25 protein-coding genes are annotated in these 20,885 nt (G+C 70.6%); 12 read left to right on the top strand and 13 right to left on the bottom strand.

Translation table 11 applies throughout. The features are described from left to right. The first annotated feature begins 307 nt into the window (after positions 1-307). Complete coding sequence (locus OHA05_RS01520) at positions 308-718, top strand: hypothetical protein (RefSeq protein ID WP_328859542.1); 411 nt, start codon at positions 308-310, stop codon at positions 716-718. Positions 719-824: 106 nt separating this feature from the next. After that, positions 825-1,166 carry a hypothetical protein gene (locus OHA05_RS01515; RefSeq protein ID WP_313948273.1) on the top strand — a complete coding sequence of 114 codons (342 nt, stop codon included), beginning with the start codon at positions 825-827 and terminating at the stop codon, positions 1,164-1,166. A gap of 114 nt (positions 1,167-1,280) precedes the next feature. On the opposite strand, the gene OHA05_RS01510 is transcribed toward OHA05_RS01515, so the two are convergent. The 3 genes from OHA05_RS01510 to OHA05_RS01500 form a co-directional block, all read right to left on the bottom strand. Continuing rightward, positions 1,281-1,517, bottom strand: coding sequence for a hypothetical protein (locus OHA05_RS01510; RefSeq protein ID WP_328859541.1), 237 nt, complete (start codon positions 1,515-1,517; stop codon positions 1,281-1,283). 37 nt (positions 1,518-1,554) lie between these two features. Continuing rightward, complete coding sequence (locus OHA05_RS01505; RefSeq protein WP_328859540.1) at positions 1,555-2,202, bottom strand: trypsin-like serine peptidase; 648 nt, start codon at positions 2,200-2,202, stop codon at positions 1,555-1,557. A gap of 75 nt (positions 2,203-2,277) precedes the next feature. Further along, positions 2,278-2,565, bottom strand: coding sequence for a hypothetical protein (locus OHA05_RS01500; RefSeq protein ID WP_328859539.1), 288 nt, complete (start codon positions 2,563-2,565; stop codon positions 2,278-2,280). Between the two features lie 411 nt (positions 2,566-2,976). Between OHA05_RS01500 and OHA05_RS01495 the strand changes: the two genes are divergently transcribed. Beyond that, positions 2,977-3,606 (top strand): C39 family peptidase, encoded by a 630-nt coding sequence (locus OHA05_RS01495; RefSeq protein ID WP_328859538.1) that lies wholly within the window; start codon positions 2,977-2,979, stop codon positions 3,604-3,606. Positions 3,607-3,730: 124 nt separating this feature from the next. Beyond that, positions 3,731-4,411 carry a pyridoxine/pyridoxamine 5'-phosphate oxidase gene (locus OHA05_RS01490; RefSeq protein WP_328859537.1) on the top strand — a complete coding sequence of 227 codons (681 nt, stop codon included), beginning with the start codon at positions 3,731-3,733 and terminating at the stop codon, positions 4,409-4,411. Positions 4,412-4,677: 266 nt separating this feature from the next. Here the strand turns inward: OHA05_RS01490 and OHA05_RS01485 are convergent, their stop codons facing one another. Beyond that, on the bottom strand, positions 4,678-4,962 hold the full coding sequence (locus OHA05_RS01485) for a WhiB family transcriptional regulator (RefSeq protein ID WP_313948278.1): 285 nt from the start codon (positions 4,960-4,962) through the stop codon (positions 4,678-4,680). 321 nt (positions 4,963-5,283) lie between these two features. On the opposite strand from OHA05_RS01485, the gene OHA05_RS01480 reads away from it, so the two are divergent. Continuing rightward, positions 5,284-7,038 carry a S8 family peptidase gene (locus tag OHA05_RS01480; protein WP_328863315.1) on the top strand — a complete coding sequence of 585 codons (1,755 nt, stop codon included), beginning with the start codon at positions 5,284-5,286 and terminating at the stop codon, positions 7,036-7,038. A 171-nt stretch (positions 7,039-7,209) separates the two neighbouring features. Here the strand turns inward: OHA05_RS01480 and OHA05_RS01475 are convergent, their stop codons facing one another. Continuing rightward, complete coding sequence (locus OHA05_RS01475) at positions 7,210-7,539, bottom strand: hypothetical protein (RefSeq protein WP_313948280.1); 330 nt, start codon at positions 7,537-7,539, stop codon at positions 7,210-7,212. A gap of 274 nt (positions 7,540-7,813) precedes the next feature. Between OHA05_RS01475 and OHA05_RS01470 the strand changes: the two genes are divergently transcribed. Next, positions 7,814-11,134 (top strand): S8 family serine peptidase, encoded by a 3,321-nt coding sequence (locus tag OHA05_RS01470; RefSeq protein WP_328859536.1) that lies wholly within the window; start codon positions 7,814-7,816, stop codon positions 11,132-11,134. A gap of 124 nt (positions 11,135-11,258) precedes the next feature. On the opposite strand, the gene OHA05_RS01465 is transcribed toward OHA05_RS01470, so the two are convergent. The 4 genes from OHA05_RS01465 to OHA05_RS01450 form a co-directional block, all read right to left on the bottom strand. After that, on the bottom strand, positions 11,259-11,420 hold the full coding sequence (locus tag OHA05_RS01465; RefSeq protein ID WP_313948282.1) for a hypothetical protein: 162 nt from the start codon (positions 11,418-11,420) through the stop codon (positions 11,259-11,261). Between the two features lie 228 nt (positions 11,421-11,648). Then, complete coding sequence (locus OHA05_RS01460; protein ID WP_328859535.1) at positions 11,649-12,227, bottom strand: hydrolase; 579 nt, start codon at positions 12,225-12,227, stop codon at positions 11,649-11,651. A 79-nt stretch (positions 12,228-12,306) separates the two neighbouring features. Then, a complete protein-coding gene (locus tag OHA05_RS01455) occupies positions 12,307-12,840 on the bottom strand; it encodes a GNAT family N-acetyltransferase (protein WP_328859534.1) in 534 nt (177 codons plus the stop codon). Positions 12,841-12,930: 90 nt separating this feature from the next. Beyond that, complete coding sequence (locus tag OHA05_RS01450) at positions 12,931-13,719, bottom strand: oxidoreductase (protein WP_313948285.1); 789 nt, start codon at positions 13,717-13,719, stop codon at positions 12,931-12,933. A gap of 304 nt (positions 13,720-14,023) precedes the next feature. Here OHA05_RS01450 and OHA05_RS01445 point away from each other — a divergent pair, with 304 nt between their 5' ends. Next, positions 14,024-14,674 carry a helix-turn-helix domain-containing protein gene (locus OHA05_RS01445; RefSeq protein ID WP_328859533.1) on the top strand — a complete coding sequence of 217 codons (651 nt, stop codon included), beginning with the start codon at positions 14,024-14,026 and terminating at the stop codon, positions 14,672-14,674. Positions 14,675-14,732: 58 nt separating this feature from the next. On the opposite strand, the gene OHA05_RS01440 is transcribed toward OHA05_RS01445, so the two are convergent. The 3 genes from OHA05_RS01440 to OHA05_RS01430 form a co-directional block, all read right to left on the bottom strand. After that, positions 14,733-15,044 carry a hypothetical protein gene (locus tag OHA05_RS01440; RefSeq protein ID WP_313948287.1) on the bottom strand — a complete coding sequence of 104 codons (312 nt, stop codon included), beginning with the start codon at positions 15,042-15,044 and terminating at the stop codon, positions 14,733-14,735. A gap of 121 nt (positions 15,045-15,165) precedes the next feature. Next, the gene (locus OHA05_RS01435; protein ID WP_313948288.1) at positions 15,166-15,720 is read right to left on the bottom strand and encodes a hypothetical protein; all 555 of its coding nucleotides are present in this window, start codon (positions 15,718-15,720) and stop codon (positions 15,166-15,168) included. Positions 15,721-15,867: 147 nt separating this feature from the next. After that, a complete protein-coding gene (locus OHA05_RS01430; RefSeq protein ID WP_313948289.1) occupies positions 15,868-16,221 on the bottom strand; it encodes a cupin domain-containing protein in 354 nt (117 codons plus the stop codon). A 196-nt stretch (positions 16,222-16,417) separates the two neighbouring features. Between OHA05_RS01430 and OHA05_RS01425 the strand changes: the two genes are divergently transcribed. Next, a complete protein-coding gene (locus OHA05_RS01425; RefSeq protein ID WP_328859532.1) occupies positions 16,418-17,062 on the top strand; it encodes an ATP-dependent endonuclease in 645 nt (214 codons plus the stop codon). A 57-nt stretch (positions 17,063-17,119) separates the two neighbouring features. Here the strand turns inward: OHA05_RS01425 and OHA05_RS01420 are convergent, their stop codons facing one another. Further along, positions 17,120-18,538: a DUF2252 domain-containing protein gene (locus OHA05_RS01420; protein ID WP_328859531.1), complete on the bottom strand. Its 1,419-nt coding sequence runs from the start codon at positions 18,536-18,538 to the stop codon at positions 17,120-17,122. 356 nt (positions 18,539-18,894) lie between these two features. Here OHA05_RS01420 and OHA05_RS01415 point away from each other — a divergent pair, with 356 nt between their 5' ends. From OHA05_RS01415 to OHA05_RS01400, 4 genes are read left to right on the top strand one after another with little or no spacing between them, the layout of a single operon-like run. Next, complete coding sequence (locus OHA05_RS01415) at positions 18,895-19,215, top strand: gas vesicle protein GvpO (RefSeq protein WP_313948292.1); 321 nt, start codon at positions 18,895-18,897, stop codon at positions 19,213-19,215. 39 nt (positions 19,216-19,254) lie between these two features. Continuing rightward, on the top strand, positions 19,255-19,752 hold the full coding sequence (locus OHA05_RS01410; RefSeq protein WP_313948293.1) for a gas vesicle structural protein GvpA: 498 nt from the start codon (positions 19,255-19,257) through the stop codon (positions 19,750-19,752). 2 nt (positions 19,753-19,754) lie between these two features. Beyond that, positions 19,755-20,501, top strand: a complete 747-nt coding sequence (locus OHA05_RS01405) for a GvpL/GvpF family gas vesicle protein (protein ID WP_328859530.1) — start codon at positions 19,755-19,757, stop codon at positions 20,499-20,501. Positions 20,502-20,504: 3 nt separating this feature from the next. After that, positions 20,505-20,876, top strand: coding sequence for a gas vesicle protein GvpG (locus OHA05_RS01400; protein WP_328859529.1), 372 nt, complete (start codon positions 20,505-20,507; stop codon positions 20,874-20,876). Positions 20,877-20,885: the final 9 nt, after the last annotated feature.

Here is a 20,885-nt window from a genome sequence, read left to right as displayed (position 1 = left end):
CGAGCGGGTGGTGGTCGGGTGATGAACGACAGAATCCGCCGAGGTCACAAGGCATGTCACTGACATCACGTGGCACAGATGCGACATGTCACAAAGGCGACGGCCGTGTGCTCCACGGGCGTTGCCACCCCATCGGCGCGCCGCGGTGGCCGTCCCGCCGGCTCTGCTGCACCCGGACCGGGGCGCGCCGCGCCCATGCCGTCACGAAGTCGTGAGCGGGATCTGCGAACTGCGGGCGACACGACGGCTGTCGCCGCAGCTCCGCCAAGATCGCCCGGACAGGCGCAGAGCTTCCTATGCTTCCGGAATGGAACAGAGCGAGGTCCTCAAGCGTGTGATCGGCATCCTCACCCAGATGACCGACTGGCGGCGCATCCTCGAGGAGGACGAGGAGCGCGACATCGGGAGCGACCCGAGTGTCATCACCGCACTCCTCAGCGAAACGCTGCCCAGGATCCGCATCCCGGAGGACGCGACGCACGAGGAGATCGCGAACCTTGTGGCCGAGAAGGTCGGCGGAGCGATCCACCAACTCGTCGGAGCCTTCACCCTGGCCTTCGTGGAACTGGCCCAGGTCCACGATTCCGGACGGGACAACATCACGACGAACGACGTCCTGCGCGAACTGGCCCTCCGCGCCGAGCACCTGAACTCCAACGGGAACTCCGACGACAACGGGGATTCCGGCGGGGACTCCGACTCCGACCCGGACTCCTAGCGACACGAGGGGCATGCCCCGGGTGGGCGCCCTGGCCCCGCCGCTGATGCCTGAACCGGAACGTACGTTCCTCCGGACGGAGGAAGATGCTGCACAATGCAACCTCATGAGGGGGAGCAGCGGGCCCGAACCGCCGTACGGCGACAGCGGCAGGCAGTCGCCCGAGGGCGACGAGCGGCCTCGCTGGCGTCTGGTGCTGATGACCGCGGTGCTCGTACCGGCCGTCGGAGCCGCGGGAGGAGCCGCGGGGCCGCTGTTCCAGAGCAGCGCACCCGCCTTTCAGTGGCTGCCGCTCCTCATGGTGGCCTGCCTCTTCGTCGTCCCGTTCATCCTGCTGGCACTCGGGTTCATCTGGGCGGTCAACAAATTCTCGGACGCCCTGTACCGGGCCAGGGAACGGCGCTTCGACCGTGTCCCGGCCGACAAGTCCCACGAGCGGTTCCCATAGCCGGCTGGTTGCGTGGCCGACGCCGGAGCGTGTGACGGCCGGACGGGCGCAGGGCTGCGGGGACCTGGTCCCCGAAGCTTCACCCGCGCCCGTCCGGCCCGCTCCGGTCGGTTTTCAGTCGTCTTCCGGCATGGGCGCCGGCCGGGCGTCCTTCATCCGTTCCGGCGTCCAGTAGTCCCGTACCTCGGCCACCACGTCCGGGCCGGGGAGCACATCGCCACGGGTGCTCCCGGAGTCCGGCTCGGTGCCGGGAGGCGGTGCCCCGGCGGCGGAGCGCCACGCGGCCACCGCCACGACAGCGGCGAGCAGGACGGCTGCGGTTGCCCATCGGCCGACTGTTCTGCGACGCATGGAAACGCTCCTCGGCGGGCCGGGCCCTGTCGGGGTGTCAGGTGACGCCGCCCTGGGCGTCGAACATGGCCTTGACCGAGTCGTCGAAGTACGAGCTCCGGTTCCAGCCTCCGGTGGCGAGCGTACTCATCGCCCCGTTGACCTGTCCCAGCCCGCCTGCGTCGTTGAACTCCCGCAGCCAGGGCCCTCCGCTCGACCCGCCGCCGAAGTCGCACCGGAGCTCCAGCCGGCCGTCGCCGACCGCTCGCGTGGTGCCCGTACAGGCCCACTGGAGCTGCCCGTTGTCGCGGTTGCCCGGGTATCCCATGACCGTCATGGCCTGCTCGCGCGAGTAGTTCCAGCTCAGACCGTGACCGCCGGTGACGTTGACGATCTTGTTGCCGTTGAGGGGCCATGTGGTCACCATGGCCACATCACGGCCCTTGTCGCTGCTGCTGATCCAGGAGTTGAAGGTGCGGAACTGTTTGGCCGCGAAGGTGCCGAAGGGGCGGGCACCCGAACGGAAGCGGGGTGCGTAGGTCCAGTTGGTCATCCAGGTACCGCCGCTGCCGCCGTGCACGCAGTGCCCGGCCGTGACGAGCATCTGCTTGGAGCTGCTGTTGAGGGCACTGGCCGAGCAGGTGTAGTCGAGCCCGTTGCCGGGGTCGGTGAAGAACACCTTGCCGACCGCGGCCGATTCGGTCACCAGCGGCCTGAGGGTGTCCGTGCGCCCAGCGGCCGACGGCGTGGACCCCGGACGTCCGGTGGGTCCGGGCCTGCTCTATGCCGTACCGGGCGAAGTCCGCGGTCCGTCGAGGGGGATGGCCGTTCTCATCCGCTCGGGTGTCCAGTAGCGGGCCAGCGCCGCCGCGTCGGCCGTGGAGTCGACCGCCGCACCACCGGCGAGGCGCGGTGTGTGCCCGGTGGTGGCCGCGGCCCCGCCGGGAACGGCTGCTTCGGATCCGGGCCCGGCCTGGGCGGCGGGTCCTGCGACGGCTAAACCTGCCCCGACCAATGCCAGCATGGCGGCGGTTGCCAGCGGCAGGAGTGCGTGTCTGAGACTGCGCACGAGAGGTACCCCTCACGGTCGATGGGCGCACGCAGTACGGCAGTTCGCCGCGGTGGGTGCAGTGGAAGCGACCGTAGGTGGGGCATGTGCCGCCGTGACAGTCCGAAACAAGTCCCTCCGCTCGCCATCGGGCGGGAAGCGTGTTTTCGCACGAGACGAGGGGGCGTACCCCCTACGCCCCCCGGGGATTCAGCCGGCGTACGCCGGAGCGGGGCGGGGGCGGGTGTGTGCGCTCCCCGATCCGGGCCATCGGACCCTGTCCTCGCACAGGCCTCGTTCGGGCGTACGGTCCGGCCGGGTCGGTCCTGCTCAACCGGACCGTCCGGCCCCACCCCCCGGCCGGTTCCGTTTCCTCCCCACCGGGAACCCGTCCGCCGGCCCGACGGCACCCGTCCGGCAGACTGAAGCCCTATGGCCGATCACCCCGCGATTCAGCACGCCGTTCCGTACCACGCCCAATGGGCGTCACCCGACCTGGTGCCCGCCATCATTTCCGGGGCCATGACCGCCGCCGATGATCCGCTGTGGCCCAAGTACGGAGCCCAGAGCCCGGAGGAGTACGCCTGGTGGTCCTGGCGGCTGTGCGGAGTGGCCTGCCTGCGTATGGCACTCGAATTCTGGCAGGGCACCGCGCCCACTCCGATGGCCCTCGCCGCCGAATGTGTCGAAGCAGGCGCCTACGTCCGGCGCGACGACGGCCTGGACGGCCTGATCTACGCACCCTTCGCCGCCTACGCCGAACGCCGGTGGGGCCTCTACGCGGAGTCCCGCCCCGACCTGCCCGCCACCGACATCCCGGAGCTGGTTGCCGACGGACGGCTGCTGATGCTGTCCGTGCACCCGTCGGTCCGCGAGCTGGACGCGTCGCCCCCGGGCCGCGGCGGCCATCTGGTACTCGCCGTCGGCGTCAACGACGAGCACCTCCTCATCCACAATCCGTCGGGCTTCCCCGGCCGGTCCCAGCAGTTCGCCCGAGTGCCGTGGGCGGTGCTGGACAGGTACTACGCCGGGCGCGGTGTGGTGCTCGGTCGCGAACCGTGAGCGGGTGCGGTAGGGGACTCCCCACCCTCTGCTGCGCGCCGACTCGCCGGTCCCCCTGAGCCGTATGCCCGTCCGTAGATAGGATTCGCAGTGCGGATATACGGGGCGATTTCGGGAGGTTGCGGTGTCGGAGAGTGAGCGGACCGGGAGCGTGCGGGAGTGGCTGCGCGGTCTGGAGGTCTTTGCCGGACCCCTGCCGGAGTTCGACCCCGCGAACGCGCCGGGCGAGCCGGTGGAACTGTTCCTGTGGTGGCTGGCGGAGGCGGTCGAGGCCGGCGTACCGGAACCTCACGCGATGGCCCTGTCCACCGTCGACGCGCTCGGGGAGCCCAACGCCCGGATGCTGATCCTGAAAAATGTGGACGCGGTGGAGGGGTGGCAGTTCGCCGCACATGCCGAGAGTCCCAAGGGGCGGCAGCTGGCGGACCGTCCTTCCGCCGCGCTGACGTTCTACTGGCCGGGTCAGGGACGCCAGGTCCGCGTGCGGGGTGCGGTCGCGCCCGAGTCGGCCGACCGCAGCGCCGCCGACTATCTCGCCCGGTCGGACACGGCGCGGGCGGAGGCCCTGCTCGGCTGCCAGAGCAGGCACCTCAGCAGCCTCGAAGAGCGTGACCTGGGGGTGAAGGAGTCCCTGGCCCGTATCGAGCGGGAACCGGGGCTGGTCGCCGAGTCGTGGACCCTCTACACGCTCGTGCCCACCGAGATCGAGTTCTGGCAGGCCGACGCGAGCCGGATCCATACGCGGGTGCGCTACGAACGGGACGAAGCGGACAGCATCTGGCAGCAGCATCTGCTCTGGCCGTAGTAGGCACCGGCGGATCGCGGCAGTCGCAGCAGGGGCCGGCAGGCCGTCGGCGGGGCGCGCCGTGCCCGTGCGGGCGGTCGCGCCGTGTCGTAGGACATCGGCCGGGCCGCGCAAGGCGAGGGGGCCGGAGCGAGGAGTGACCCGTCACCTCACCCGGGTGAGGGCCCTCCTGGCGCTCCGCCAGCCCAGGGGCCAGTCGTCCGGCCCCTGCCGGGCGGCCGAACGGCCCTGAGGCCTGTCGCTCGGATCAGGCCGAACGGCAGACCCTAGTGGGCGGCCGCCGCCGATCGACGCCTGGCGTTGCGGCGCTTGAGCGCCCGGCGCTCGTCCTCGCCGAGTCCGCCCCACACTCCGGAGTCCTGGCCTTGTTCCATGGCCCACTCCAGGCACTGCTGCTGGACCGGGCAGCGGTTGCAGACCGCCTTGGCCTCGGCGACCTGGAGCAGGGCCGGGCCGGTGTTGCCGACGGGGAAGAACAGGTCGGGGTCTTCGTCGAGGCATGCAGCAGCCTGACGCCAGTTCTCGTACTCCACGGAGAGTGCCTCCTCCATTCGCAGTTGTTGTGTTGCCGGGCTCCCCTTCGGGTCACCGACGATCGGCCGCTGAAACTACCGATGCGTCAGTGATTCAGGCCGATGCCATCTGCCCCTGCCCCACCTCGGGGGCGGTCGCCATCATGGGCCGACAAACGGAGGCCGACCAACCACCTGTCGGACATGGGCACTTGTGTGATCGAACTCTTCCCATGCGGGTCCGAGATCTGACATGTTTCGTTCACCTTTCCCGACCCGCCCGGTCGGCGCCACCAGCGTCCCGGGCCCACGGAGGATCTCTTGCTTACCCTCATATCCAGCCGCCTGAGACGCACGGTCGTGGCCGTGGCCGCTCTCGGCGCGACCGCAGTGTTCGTGCACCCCGCCGGCGCGGCTCCCGTAGCCGCGACCGCACCCGGGAGCACCGCGGCGCTCTCGGCCCCGGCGTCGACGGCCGCATGGGCCGCCGGCACCCGGGCGTACCTGGTCATCGGCGCGCCGGGCGACACCTCGGCCCTGAGGACCGCGGTCACGAACAACGGCGGCACGGTCTTCGCGCACTACGACGCGATCGGTGTCGTCGTGGCGCACTCGACGTCCACCGCCTTCGCCGCCACCATGCGCGGCGTGAGCGGTGTCCAGCAGGTGGGTGCCACCCGGACCTCGGACGTTCCCGCGGACGCGTACAACCCCGCGCTGCCGGCCACTCCGGCGCAGACCCCGACCACGCTGACCGAGTCGAACCGCTGGGACATGACCCAGATCAAGGCCGACAAGGCCTGGGCCGTCAGCACCGGTTCCGCGGGCGTCAAGGTCGGCGTCCTCGACACGGGCGTCGACGACCTGCACCAGGACATCGCGCCCAACTTCAACGCCGCCGACTCCGTCTCCTGCGCCTACGGCAAGGCGGACGCCCGGACCGGCGCCTGGCGCGACGTCGGCACGCACGGTACGCACGTGGCGGGCACGATCGCGGCCGCGAAGAACGGCAAGGGCGTCATCGGCGTGGCCCCGGGCGTGAAGATCTCGTCTGTCCGGATCGCCGAGCCGAACACCAGCATGTTCTTCGCCGAGAACACCATCTGCGGCTTCGTGTGGGCCGGTGACCACGGCTTCAAGGTCACCAACAACAGCTACTACACGGATCCGTGGATGTTCAACTGCCCGGACAACGCCGACCAGGCGGCGATCATCGAGGGCGTCAGGCGCGCGCAGGAGTACGCGGAGAACAAGGGCTCACTTCAGGTCGCGGCCGCGGGCAACTCCAACTACGACCTCGCCAACAAGCGGACCGACACGTCGAGCCCGAACGACTCGACCCCGGTCACCCGCACCATCACCAACGCGTGCATCGACATCCCCACCGAACTGCCCGGTGTGGTGACGGTGGCGGCCATGGGCAACGGCAGCGTCAAGGCGTCGTACTCCAACCTCGGCCGGAACATCATCGACGTCGCGGCTCCCGGCGGCGACGGCGCCTCCGGCGTCTACTCGACGATGCCGGGCGGCAAGTACGGCAACATGAACGGCACGTCGATGGCCTCGCCCCACGTGGCGGGCGTCGCCGCGCTCCTGGCGAGTTCCGACCCCGGCTCCACCCCGGCGGATCTGCGTGCCAGGCTGGCCACCCAGGCGACGGACATCGCCTGCCCGTCCGACAGCCGCTGCACGGGAACGACCGCCAACAACGCCTTCTTCGGTGAGGGGCAGGTCGACGCCCTGAAGGCCGTCGGCGGCACGCCGCCGCCCGGCAAGTACTTCGAGAACACCACGGACGTCGCCATCGCCGACAACGGCACGGTGGACTCCTCGCTGCCGGTGACCGGCGTCAGCGGGAACGCACCCGCCACGCTCCAGGTCGGTGTGGACATCAAGCACACCTACCGCGGCGACCTCGTCCTGTCCCTCGTGGCGCCCGACGGCACGGTCTACACGCTGGAGGACTTTCCGAACAGCGACAGCGCCGACAACGTCGCCAAGACCTACACGGTGAACGCGTCGTCCGAGGTGGCCGCCGGTACCTGGAAGCTGCGCGTGCGTGACGTGGCCTCGCAGGACACCGGAAAGATCGACGCCTGGAACCTGTCCTTCTAGGACGGGGGCGCGTCCCCGCAACGCAAAGGTCCCGGGCAGAGGCTGTTCGCCTCTGCCCGGGACCCACGGCAGAGCCGGCCCGGTGGTACGCACGGGGGGAACGGACCACCGGGCCGGACATCATCAGTATAGCGTTCAACTACCACTGCTCGCACACCGCGGTTCCCGCCCTCAGCCACCCGTGATCCACCGCAGAACCGTGCTGAAGGCGGAGTCCTCCAGAACGCACAGCGCGTCGATGGCGGCGAAGTCGCCGGGGCGGGGTGCGACCCCCGCGGCGGTCAGAGCCGTCTGCACCTCCAGCCGGCGCTGGTCGCCGATCGGCAGCACGTACGGGACGCGCTCCCTCGGGTCCGGAGCCGGCAGGAGGTAGTCACCGGCCGAGTCCGTGAGGGTGTCCACCGTGCGCCCTCCGAGGTACCAGGCACCGGGGAAGCGGTACGGGTCGATCTCCTGCGACGTCTGCGGCGCTGCCGTGTCCGTGGTGTGCCAGCTGTGCATGAGAGCCTCCTGTGATGTGTGTGTCACTGAGTGTCAGGAGGCGTAACTCCCGCGGCGGGTTGCAGGGGCCGGGCTTTATCAGCCGTACGCCCTAATCGGCATCTCGTCATAGGTCAGGGCCATTTGTGTGACCCCGGGGCATGTGGAAGTGAAACATTCCGCACCGCCGGCCGCGTCTTCCCAACAGGAGCCACATGTCTCTCATGTGCTCAGCGTTCTCTGAGGGGGAGAGTTGCACAGAAGACACAGCGGACCGAGTACCGTCGTCGCGGCCGTGGCGCTTGCGTGTGTCGCCGGGCTGGTCACCGCCCCGCCGACCGCCGCCGCTCCGGCCTCCGCATCGCCGGCGTCGGGCAGTTCGGCCGCCCGCGCGGACGCCGCCGTAGCACGGTGGATCACCTTGGTCACGGGTGACTCGGTGGGTGTCGACGCGGCGGGTGAACCCGTACGGATCGTGCCCGGCAAGGGGCGGGACGACATACCGATCAGGATCGAACGCACGAAGGGTCGCACGCTTGTGCTGCCCCAGGACGCACGGCAGTTGATCCGTTCGGGGCGCGTCGACGAACGGCTCTTCGATGTCGGTGAACTCACCAGGGCCCAGCATCGGGGGAGTGCGCGGACCGGGCTGCCACTGATTGTCACCTACGGCGGCCAGGGCACCACAGCAGGGGCGCGCACGGCCCAGGGGTTGAAGAGCGCTCTGCGCAAGGACGGCGCGGCCACGGTCCGCCGTACCTTCCCGCGGATCGACGCGGACGCGGTCACCGTCCCCGCAGCGTCCGCGGGCAGTGCGTGGAAGACCCTGACCCGGGCGTCCGCGAGCGGCGCCGGGCAACGCAGCGCTGCACCCGGCCTCGAGCGGATCTGGCTCGACGGCGTCCGGAAGGCGAACCTGGACCGGAGCGTTCCGCAGATCGGCGCCCCCGCCGCATGGGCAGCCGGCTACGACGGCGAGGGCATCCGGATCGCCGTCCTGGACAGCGGAGTCGACGAAACGCATCCCGATCTCCAGGGCCGGCAGGCGGCCGAGGCGAACTTCTCCTGGGCCGCGGACACCAAGGACCGCCTCGGGCACGGCACCCATGTGGCCTCCATCGCCTCCGGCACGGGCGCCGGGTCGGCGGAGAGGTTCCGGGGTGTGGCACCGGGTTCGCGCGTCCTCGACGCCAAGGTGCTCGACGACGACGGGTACGGCAGCGACTCCGCCGTCATCGCCGGGATGGAGTGGGCCGCCTCCCAGAACGCCGACATCCTGAACCTCAGCCTCGGCCGCCCGGACAGCCCAGGCGTCGACCCCGTGGAGGAGACCGTCAACCGGCTCTCCGCCGAACGCGGCATTCTCGTCGTGGCCGCCGCGGGCAACTCCGGCCCGGGCGTGGGCACTCTGGACTCCCCGGGCAGTGCGGACGCCGCGCTCGCCGTGGGGTCGGTCGACACGGGAGATGTGATCGCGCCGTCGTCCGGCCGCGGCCCGCGCGCCGACGGCGGAGCCGTCAAGCCCGACGTCACCGCGCCCGGAGTGGAGATCACCGCGGCCTCCGCACCGGGCAGCAGGATCGCGGGCGAGGTTGGGGAGCAGCCGCCCGGATACGTCACCATCTCGGGGACGTCCATGGCCACCCCGCACGCCGCGGGAGCCGCCGCGCTCCTCAAGCAGCAGCATCCGCAGTGGACGAACACGGAACTCAAGGCCGCGCTGGTCGCCGGCGCGAGACCCGGTGGCGCGGGGGCCTTCGCGGAGGGCAGCGGCCGTGTCGATGTGGCGGCGGCCATGAAGGTGTCGGTCGTCGCCGAGCCGACATCCGTCGGTTTCGCCCGTCAGGCCTACCCGCACGCCGACGACAAGCCGGAGACCAGAAGGCTCACCTACCGCAACCTCGGCGGCGAGCCCCTGACGCTCGACCTCTCGGTGACCGCTGTCGGACCCGACGGGAAGCCGGGACCCGCCGGCATGTTCACTCTCGGCGCGGAGCGGCTGACCGTGCCGGCGGGCGGCACGGCCGCGGTCGACCTGACGGCCGACACCCGGCCGGGCGGCGAGGTGAACGGCATGTACAGCGCGACGGTGACGGCCCAGGGTGCGGGCCGGACCGTACGCACCGTGGCGGCGGTCGAGCGCGAGGTGGAGACCTACGACGTGACGGTCCGCCACCTCGACCGCACGGGTGGGTCGGCGAAGAAGTACTGGCCCTCGCTGAACCGGCTCTCCGGGCTCGGCGCACCAGGTACGGACTACGCGACCGCAGGCGCGGGCGGCACCTACACGGCGCGGCTGCCGAAAGGTGTCTACTACCTCGACGCGCTGATCATCGAGGAGGACGAGGGCAGGAGCCAGATCTCGGCACCCCACTTCGAGGTCACCGAGGACACGACGGTCACCCTGGACGCCCGTACCGCGAAGCCGATCAGCATCACCGGCCCGGACCCCGCTGCCGAGCGGGTGTTCGCCGAGACCTTCATCGAACTCGACACGCCTGACTACGGTTTCTCGGCCGGCATGACCGGACCCTCGTTCGAGACGATGCGGACGGCCCAGCTGGGGCCGGACTTCTCGACGGACGGCACGCTGTTCCAGCAGTTCAACGCATTCGACCGACGGGGCACGAACGAATACCGCCTCGCCTACGGCAGCAAGGTGACACGGCTGGCCACCGGGTTCGAACGGCAGGCCGAGCGGGCGGAGCTCGCCAGGGTCGGCCTGCGGCTCGGTGCCACGGTCGCCGGCAAGCAGGGAGCCCTCGTGGCGACGCCGTTCATCGACGACAGCTTCGGCTCCATCTTCAGCCCGTCCGTGACCCGGCCGCTTCCGGCGGCTGCCACGTTGTTCCTCAGCGCCCCGGCCGGTACCACCTGGGCCATCGGGCTGGACCAGTGGGACGACACCGGTTCCTCGCCGGAGATCTCGCACGGGACGGGGATCAAGCGGTACGAGGCAGGACGGGCGTACCGCGACGACCTCGGCATCGGCGTGTTCGGCCCCGGGCTCGGCGAGTCGCAGGGGGTGGTCCGGAACGGTGACACCATCACCGTCTGCCTGGACCTGTTCCGGCACGGCACGGGCAACTGGAGCTTCTCGGACACCGACACCCTCGCGACGGTGCTGTATCGCGACGGCGTCGAGGTCGACGGTTCCGGGGACATGCTGAACTGCTGGCAGGGCGTCACCGTTCCGGCGGACACGGGCACGTTCCGGCTGACCGCATCGGCCGTACGAGGTGGCGGCCCCAGCGCCGCGACCGAGGTGAGCGCCGCATGGACGTTCACCTCCGGGCACACTGCCTCCGAGCAGTCCCTGCCGGTCTCCGTCGTCCGTTTCACGCCGCGCCTGGCGGCGGACTCCACCGCCAGGGCAGGAGCTCTGATGCGGGTGCCGGTGAGCGTCCAGGGCGCCGGCGCGGGCAAGAACCTCGCCTCGCTCGTCGTGCACGTCAGTCACGACGGCAAGACGTGGAAGAAGGCCGCGGTCGTCGGCGGCGGGGTGATCGTGCGCAACCCGCAGGCGGGACAGGCGATTTCGTTCCGGGCGGTTGTCGCCGACAAGCAGGGCAACACCCTCACCCAGACGATCCGGGACGCCTACCGCGGGAAGTAGCGATCGGCACGTTCCCTCTGTGACACGGGGAGCGAACCGGCCTCACGGCCCGGGAACGCAGAGGAGCGGCCCGGCGGACATCCGCCGGGCCGCTCCTCTGCGCGGAACGCGCCCGTGACAGGCGTCAGGCCTGCGAAGGAAGCCGGCCGGGGAGCGCATCGTCTTCCTCCAGCTCCGGAAGTTCGATGAGGTACTGCGGCTCACGGAACAGGTCCGTGTAACCCGCGGCAGCTGTGGTGCTGCGCGTCGGCTCGTCGCCGTCGCGCCGGGGCGCATCAGTGGTCATGCAGGCCTTCCGAGGATGAAGTGCGACGCGGCGTGGTCGTTCCGCCGACGCTTGTGGGTGCCGGCCCGCACCACCACCGCCGTGACGAGGCGCTGTGGGTACGAAGCCCGACGAATCATATGCCCGTTCGACGGGAGGAACTGACGCGCAACGCGTGCACCGCAGCAGGATCTTGTGCCCCTGTGCGGCCCCCGTGGCCGATCGGTCTGGTGGAGTCCGTCGCGGATGTCAGCCGGATGTCTTCTCCAGGAGAGTGATGATGTCATGGGTGGTCCCGGTCTCGCCGAGGAGCGGGAAGATGCGCTCGACGCTGTTGCGGTGCGCGTCGGCATCGGTGTCGGACATGGCGTCCGTGGCGAGGGTGACGTGGTAGCCGTGCTCGTAGGCGGCGCGGGCGGTGGTCTCCACGCCGATGCTGGTGGAGATGCCCGCCAGCACGATCTGTGTGATACCGCGGCGCCGCAGCTGCACATCGAGGTCGGTGCCGTGGAAGGCACCCCAGTTGTGCTTGGTCACGGCGATGTGGCTGCCGCCCGCGAGTTCGTCCACGATCACGTCCCACCCCTCGGGCATGGCACCGCGCGGGCCGGCTTCGGTGCGGCCGGGCGGTGCGTCCGCCCCGTCGGCGGCGAAGCTGACGCGGACCAGGACCACGGGGGAGCGGTGGGCACGGAAGACGTCCGCGAGCCGCGCGGCGCGCGCGACCACCTCGGCACCGGAGTGCGGGGCGACGGGCCTGCCGACGATGCCCTGCTGAAGGTCGATCACCACCAGCGCGGTGGTGGGGTCCAGGGTGGTGAGGGCCATGAGCGTGCTCTTTCTGGGCGGGCGGAAGGGGCGCGGTCCCGGTGCGGGCGGGAAGACCGGGGCGTCGGGCCCCGTGCGGTCAGGCGGCGAATTCCGTGAGGTCGATGGCGTAGACGGTCAGTGCATGGCCGTACGCCGGGTGGGTCGTCTCGCGTTCCGGTTCCATCCCGAGCTTGCGCATCACGTTCTGCGACGCCTCGTTCCCGGGCCGGGCGATGCTGATGACCCGGTCCAGACCGCGGTCCTGCAGCGCGAACTCCAAGGTGGCATGGGCGGCTTCGGACGCATAACCCTGCCCCCAGAACTGCTGACCGAGCCGCCAGCCGATCTCCACGGCCGGCAGCACCTCCGGCAGGAACTCGGGCACGGACAGTCCGACGAAGCCGATCAGCTCGCCCGAGGCCAGTAGTTCGACGGCGAAGAGACCGAAGCCCTCCTCGTCCCACTCCTCCTCCCACCGCTCGATGTCGTCCGCGGTGGCCTCCAGATCACGGACCGAACCGTCGCCGATCCATTCCATGACGCGTGGATCCGCGTTGATGTCCGCCATGGGTACGAGGTCGTCGTCGTGCCAGCGGCGGAGGATGAGGCGGGGTGTGCGGATCTCGATCATGGGGCCCATCCTGGCCGAAGCCGTGCGTTCAGTGGTAACCGGAGTACGTCCGGCATGCATACCACCCGGTGGTCGACGGACGTGGAGGCGTCAGAGCGTCGTGATCAGACCGCCGTCGATCGTGAAGTCGGCGCCGGTGACGTTGCCCGTACGGTCGCTGGCCAGCAGCAGCACCAGATCGGCCACTTCCTGCGGGCGGGTGAAGCGTCCGGTGGCCGACTGCGCCGCGGCGCGCTGTGTCACGTCGTCGGGCGTGGCGCCGCTGGACTCCGCGACCGTCGCCGCGACCCCGTCCTCGCCGAGCCACAGCGCGGTCTCCACGGGGCCGGGACTGACCGTGTTGACGCGAACCCCGCGGGACGCGACCTCCTTGGAGAGGGCCTTGCAGAAGTTGGACAGCGCCGCCTTGCTCGCGCAGTAGTCGATGATGGACGGATCCGGCAGGAAGGCGTTGACCGAACTGACGGTCACGACGGAACCGCCACCGCGGTCGATCAGATACGGCAGAGCCGCCCGCGTGGTGCGCACCGCGCTCAGGAAGTTGATCGTCAGCGACTCCGACCAGTCCTCGTCGGTCACGGAGACGAGGCCGCCGGACCGCGGGCGCACCGCGCCGACGTTGTTGACGACGATGTCCACCCCGCCGAAGTGGTCGAGGGCCTCGCCCACCAGCCCGCCGGGTCCCTCCGGCGTCGCGAGGTCCACGAGTACCGGCCGGACCTGAGGGCCGGCCGCGAGGTCGGCGAGGGAGTCGGTGAGGGTACGGGCGCCCGCGACCACGTTCACGCCCTCGGCCACCAGCCCCTGGGTCACCGCCAGCCCGATGCCCTTGCTCGCGCCGGTGACCACGGCGACCTTGCCTGCCAGATGCAGCTCCATGGGGACTCCCTGGATCGCGGGTACCGGGCAGACCGGGGCGCGGACGTCCGGTACCACCGATTTTCCCCCATCGGCGGGCCGTCGGCAGATGCGCAGGTCCGCGGTACCCGGTGGGAGTCAGCGGTCTTCGGGCCGCAGCGTCCCCCGCCACCGGTCTCCTGCGGCAACTGCCGACAATCGACTCTGCGGGCAGGTAATCTGATCTTGTAAATGCCGAGACGGCGGCGGGAAAACGCTGCGCGTTCTCCACCCCCACGTCCAGAGACCGCGGGCTCGCCTCCGTTCCCAGCCAGGAGGGCGTCGTATGGGGCGCGCCGAGAATCCCATCGCGCCGTGCACCACATCGCTGCACGCCCTTGCCAGCTGGCTGCGACAGCGCCGGGCGGACGCCCAGGTGAGCTACACGGAACTGGCCCAGCGCACCCACTTCAGCAAGGCCACGCTCAGCCGGGCCGTATCGGGCCGGACGGTGCCCCGGCTGGTGGTCGTCAAAGCGCTCGCCGAGGTCTGTGGGGCGGACCCGGCGGAGGCGGAACGCCTGTGGAAGGGCGCACGCTACGACGCCCGCAGCAGCTGGCCCGGCCACGGCGCGAGCCGCCTCCGGATCGACTACGTCACCACCTTCGCCGGACTCCACCTCGCCCTGCTGGAGCTGTATCGCAGAGACGGCAGCCGCCCCTACCGGGAGCTGGAGAGACAGGCCGGCAGCCACGGCCAGCTGCCGCACGCCACGATCGGCAGGGTCCTCACCCAACGGGCCCACCCGCGACGCGAGTTCGTCCTGGCCTTCATCCAGACCTGCGGCGTCACGGACGAGGACGACCTCGAGGTGTGGGGGCGGGCATGGGACCGGGCGCAGGCCGCGCACATCCTGTCGTCCCCGCCCCCTCGGCGGAAGAACGGACCGGGCCACCGGCCGGCGCGGGACCAGCGCAACGCCTGCCGCCATCCCTGACGGGAAAGGCCGGCGACCCCACGGGCACTCAGCTGCGGCCCGATCCGGACGACAGCCCTCAGACGTCGATGCCCGTCACCGCGGCCGGGCCGAGCGGTGCGTCGTCCTCGGTGAAGCCCGCGCGGCTGAGCGCTGTCGCGGCGGCCGCCTTGGCCTGCGCCTCCGCGCCGCCGCTGTCGTCGGCCTCCACCTCCAGACGGATGCTGAACGTGCCGTTCTCGTTGATCGTCAGAATGTCGAGATCCTCCAGACGTCCGAGCGACGTCTGCTGCGGATCGGCGGGACGCAGCGTCTCCTCGACCTCGGCCCTGGCCCCTTCGCTCAGCTCGCGCAGGAATGTGCCCGGGATGGTGATGACATACGTGGTCATGCAATCCTCCTCGCTCGAACGGACTGGCGTACCAACACGATGTGCTCTCTGCGGCCTTGCACAAGGACCTGCCCTCGATCCGGATCTTCGAACGCGGTCCGGGAGATCCGAGGGCACCGGATCAGTGACCCGCGAGGAGCTTCACGCCCACGACTCCCACCCCGATCGCGGTGTCCAGGAGCCCCGAGACGAGGGCGCTCAGCGGACCGTTGCCCATCCGCAGTCCCGTCCGCCAGCCCCACAGGAACAGGGTCGCGACCTCCACGCCGGCGCTGATCAGCAGGGCGGTGTCCAGCTCCACGACGCCCAGGGCCGACATGCCGATCAGCACCAGCGGCCCCACCGCGCAGAGCAGCAGCGGGCTGGAGATGTGCAGTGCCGTCCGGACCTCGGTCCAGGTCGCCCCTCGCCCGCTCATGGCGCGGTGCGACTGCTCGTCCGCGACCAGGGTGGCCAGCCAGATCCCGAGCGCGGTCACCGCGACGGTGATCGCGGACTCGCTGTGCCCGGGTGTGTCCGCCTCGGCGAGGGTCACGATCACGGCAGCCAGGGTGATGGTGGCGTAGATCCGCTCCTTGAGCCGTGCGGCCGCGGGGTCGCCGGCGCGGGCGGCGGTGATGCCGGTGGCGCCGGTGAGGCGATCGCCCGCGGACGGGTGCGGGGGGTCGCTGGACATACGGGCGCCCTTCCGTCGTGGTCCCTGGGTGCCCGTTTCGGGCGGGTACGCACCAGAAGGTAGCCGACCGGACATACGGAACCGGGCAGCGTGCTGCGGACTGTCGCGGACGACCGCAGCACGTTGCCCGGCCACCGGGCCCTGCCGCTAGGACGTCGTGATCTGGTACGCCTTGCGCAGGGTCTCGTGCACGGTCCACGTGGTCCGGTCGCCCTCGCGCAGGACGCAGGCGTCGCCCGGCCCCACGTCGAACGTGGGTCCGTCCTGGACGGCGATGGTGGCGCGGCCGCTGACCACCACGAACAGTTCGTCCGCCTCGGTGTCCGTGACGACGCCGGGCGTGATCTGCCAGATCCCCCGGATGTTCCTGCCGTCCTCCGACTCCCACAGGACCTTCCCCGACACCTCGGGCGTGCCCTGCACGATCTGCGAGGGATCCAGGGGGTCGGGCTCCAGGTCGGCGTCGGGGATGTGCACGGCGAAACTGCTGAACGTCGTCATGGAGGTGACGCTAGGCAGGACGAGGCGCTGTGCGGCAGAGACACACTGCCGCACGCTCCGACCGGCGGAAGGACAGTCTGACGAGGCCCCGGTGATAAATGGGCGGCGAAGCTCCGGGGCGGCCGACGAGAATGGGGCGGGCAAGGACGTTCGATCAACGGGAGGACCGCAGCGGATGCCGGGGCACCCGGAGGACATGAGGAGATTCCGACTGGCCGTCGTCGAGTGCGCGGCCGGGGGCGACGGGGCCGCCGAGGCCGAAGCCGTCGCCCAGCGGCTCGCCGTCGGTGTGCGGACCGTCGTCCTGGTCGAGGGGGACAGCGACCGGATCGCGCTCGAAGTGCTGGCCGCCCGGTACGGCAGACGGCTCGACGCGGAGGGGATCTCCGTCGTACCGCTCGGAGGTGCCACCAGCATCGGGCGGTTCCTGAAGATGTTCGGCCCGCGGGGGATCGACGTCCGGCTGGCCGGTCTCTGCGACGCCGGCGAGGAGGACTTCTTCCAGCAGCGGCTGGAGGCGGCGGGCGTCGGCACGGCCCGCAGTCGCGACGAGATGGAGCAACTCGGCTTCTACGTTTGCGTGGCCGACCTGGAGGACGAGCTGATCCGCGCCCTCGGACCTGAGGAGGTGCAGGAAGTGGTCGAGGCCCAGGGCGAGTTGCGCTCGTTCCGCATCTTCCAGAAGCAGCCCGCGCAGCGTGAGCGGACCGTGGAGCGGCAACTGCTGCGGTTCATGGGAACGCACTCCGGCCGTAAGGCGCACTACGCACGCTCGCTCGTCGAGGTCCTCGAGCCCGGACAGGTGCCGCGTCCCCTGGACCGGCTCCTGGCAGCCATCTGACCTGACACGCCTGGGCGCGCCGCCGCGCGCAGGGCACGGCGGGTGTCGTCGGGAGGCTCACCCCTCCTGAGCGGTGACCCGCTTGCTCTTGATCGCGTCGAGAAGTGCCTGGTGATCGCGTTCGTTCTGATCCGCGTAGGCCTCGGCGAAGAGCGCCAGCGAGCGGTCGAAGATGTCGCTGCGGCCCAGATAGGCGGCGATGGCGATCCGGTCGCCCGACCGCGCGTGCGCGCGGGCCAGGGTCGCCCCGCACAGTTCGGCGAACAGGTTCATGCCCCGGGGCACCATCAACGACGGTTCGGGAACGCCCTTCCAGTCCCGCAGCTGGCGAACGTAGAAGTCCCGCTCCCAGCCGTCGATTCCGTGCACCCGTTCCCAGCCCAGGAAGATGTCGCTCGCCGCCTGCATCAGACGCTGGCCCGCCACCACCCGCTCTCCTTCCGTGGCGAGCCTGTTGCTGCCGAGGTGCGGCGCCAGTGCGGAGGTATCGGCCTCCTTGGCCTGGAGGATCAGAGGGTCCTGCCCGTCCCGTCCGAGCAGCAGCACGATCCAGCAACGGGTACCGACACTGCCGACCCCCACCACCTTGCGCGCCACATCCACCGGAGTGAACCCTTCCAGCAGGTGCCGGCGGTCCGACTGAAGACTCTTCGCGTAGCGGTTGATCAGACCGGCGAGCTTCTCTTCCAGGTCGACGCGTTCCAAGTCGGGCAGGAGGTGGGCCGCGGGAGTGATGACCGGCGGATTCGCGACGATCCGCCGCTCGCCGTCGATGATCCGCGTGAGCTTGTTGAAGGCCTGGAGGCTGTCGCGGCCGCGGGCCTTCGTCAGCGCGCGGGACAGCTGCTTGCGACCCCGCTTGTGCAGCCGGCCCGATGCCATGACAGACATCTGATCGGCGTCGGACTTGGCGTACCAGACGTCGAGGGTGCGCATTCCCGCGAAACCGTGCATGTGCTCGCGGTAGGACCGCGCCGCGGACCGGACGATCATGGCGCGCTCCGCGTCCGAGAACCCGTTCTCCCGGCCGGCGATCGCGAGACTGGCCCCGAGACGCTTCACGTCCCACTCCCACGGTCCGGGCAGGGTCTCGTCGAAGTCGTTGATGTCGAACAGCAGATTGCGTTCGGGAGAGGCGAGCAGACGGAAGTTCATCATGTGCGCGTCGCCGCACAGCTGGGCGCGCAGACCCGAGTCGATGGTCGTCGCCAGATCGCCCGCCATGACCGCGGCGGCACCCCGGTAGAAGCGGAACGGTGATTCCGACATTCGTCCGTAGCGGATCGGGACGAGTTCCGGCACGCGCCGTGCGGACTGCTTGTCGATGACGTCGATCGGGTCGGGCCGATGCCGCGACGGCATGAATTCGGCGTGGCCGGACCGGGGAGCACGCGCCCGTGCGGCGCGCCCGCGGGCCGCTCGCTCGCTGGGCGACAGCTGTAGTTCCTGCAAGGCCGTCAACGGCTTCCGCTTCATCGCGCAACCTCCTGAACAGAGCACGCACACGGCACAACCTTCGGCGGGCGGGCGGGCGGGCGGGCGGGCTCCGCGCCGTGCCCGGGCGCGAGCGGTGCGTGCGGCCCGTGCACACGGAGCGACGGCCCACGGCCGACCGGGGCACCTCTCCAGCAAACCGCACATCAGCGCGAAGGGCACCTGGGCCCCGGAGCCGCGCTCCGGCCGGGCGGTACCCACGACCCACCGCACGGGCGCCGGCTCTGGCTGCACCCGCGGCCCACGCACGGGCACGGCAGCACCGTTGGCCGACGCCCGGGCACCCGTCCGGCCCAACCCGGCGCGCGCCCCGCGTCACCGGCGACGAAGGTGAGCTCATGGCAGACACACGTGAGCGGCGTACGAAGTCGTCGTCCGCGGCCGGTTCCTCCAAGGACCGGTCGGTACGAGGCGCGGAGGATGCCGCCCGGAGCGCCTGCCGGACGCTGACCGGCCTGATCGACCATCCCTCGGAAGGTGTGTCGGCCGTGAGCCGCACCGACGACGGCTGGGTGGTCAACGTCGATGTGCTGGAGGTGGCGCGGATCCCCGACACCACCAGCCTGCTCGCCACCTACGAGGTGGAACTCGACGACGAGGGCGGACTGGTCTCGTACCGCCGCATCAGCAGGTACCGCAGGGGATCGGCCGACAGCTGACCTTCGGTTGTCCGGATCACCCGAGAGGATCGCCCGTCCATGACCACTTACAGCGACGAGGTCGTGTGCGCACCGCGCGCCGGCACGCTCTACGACGTCCTGGAACTCATCCTCGACCGCGGCATGGTCATCGACATCTTCGTCCGCGTCTCGCTGGTCGGGATCGAGATTCTGAAGATCGACGCCCGCATCGTCGTCGCCAGCGTCGACACGTACCTGAGGTTCGCCGAAGCCTGCAACCGCCTGGACCTTGAGCACGACTCCCGCACCACGACGGTGCCCGAGCTCTTCGGCGAGGGCATGGGCGGCCGGGTCGCCAAGGCCGGCGCCAAGCGGACCGCGCGGTCCATCGGGGACAAGGTCAAGGGCGCCCTCGGCCAGGGCCACGACGATGACGACGACGACGATTACGAGGAGCAGGAAGAGGAGCGCGAGTCCCGTGCATCGCGCCGGCGTCCCTCCTCACGTACGCGCGAGAGCGGCTCCCGCGAACGCAGCACTTCGTCCCGCACCCGGCGCCGTACCGAGGAGGACTGATCGTGGCCGTCGACCCCCGACCGGAGCACGGCATCTACGTCTACGCGTTCGTCCGTGACGGCATGCCGTCCCCCGTGACCGACGGCGTGGGCGGAGCGGCTGTACGGCTCGTACCGGCGGGCGACCTCGCCGCCGCTGTCTCCGACGCGCCCGCCGGTCTGCGCGCCCGGCGCCGCGACCTGATGGCCCACCAGAACGTCCTGGGCGAGCTGGCAGCCGCCGGGCCGGTCCTGCCGATGAGGTTCGGTGTGATCGCTGCCGACGAACCCGCCGTGCACGAAGGGCTCATGACACGGCACGACGAGTGCGTCGAGCAACTGTCCGCACTCGAAGGCCGGACGGAGATGAACGTGAAGGGCAGTGTGGTGCCCGACTCGTTCGACGATCTCGTACGCAGCGACACCCGGCTCCGCGCACTCGCCCTCAAGGCGCGGCGCAGCCCCGACTACCAGACGAAGGTGGAGCTCGGTGAGGCCATCGCCGCGGGTGTGCGGCGGCGGGCGGAGCGGGCGGCCGAGGACGTGCTCGTGCGGCTCGGCGCCCTGGCCGAGAGGACGGCGGGCGCGGACCTGGCCGGCGACACGGTCCTCAACATGTCGTACCTGATTCCGGCCGACGCCGTCCCGGAGTTCAGCGCGGCGGTCACCGAAGCCGCTCGGCGCCACCAGGGCCACCTCGCGCTGAGCCTCACCGGCCCACTGCCCTGCTACAGCTTCGTGACCGACGCCGCCGTCCCGGCGAGGGCCTGACGGATGGGACTGCTGACCGAAGTGCTGCTGCTGCCCCTGGCACCCGTACGCGGGGTGCTGTGGGTGGCGCAGTGCGTCTCGGACGAGGCCGAGCGCCAGCTCCACTCGCCCGACGCCGTTCGCCGGCAACTCGTCGAACTCAACCGCGCCCTGACCGACGGCGAGATCGACGAGTCGACATTCGAACGCGAGGAGGAACGTCTCCTCGACCTTCTGGAGCGACGTCAGGCCGATCGCCCCATGAGGCCCGCCCACCCGACGACGCACCCCCTCGCTTTCGGTCATCCACCGTCCGCCGCCCAGCACAGCCCGGGAGCGCCGATGAACGAGAGCAGCGCACATATGACGACGCCCGCCGACCGAAGGGGCGCGTGATGGCGACAG

It is taken from the genome of Streptomyces sp. NBC_00306, assembly GCF_036169555.1.
Lineage (GTDB): Bacteria > Actinomycetota > Actinomycetes > Streptomycetales > Streptomycetaceae > Streptomyces > Streptomyces achmelvichensis.
This window is presented reverse-complemented; position numbering and strand designations above follow the sequence as displayed.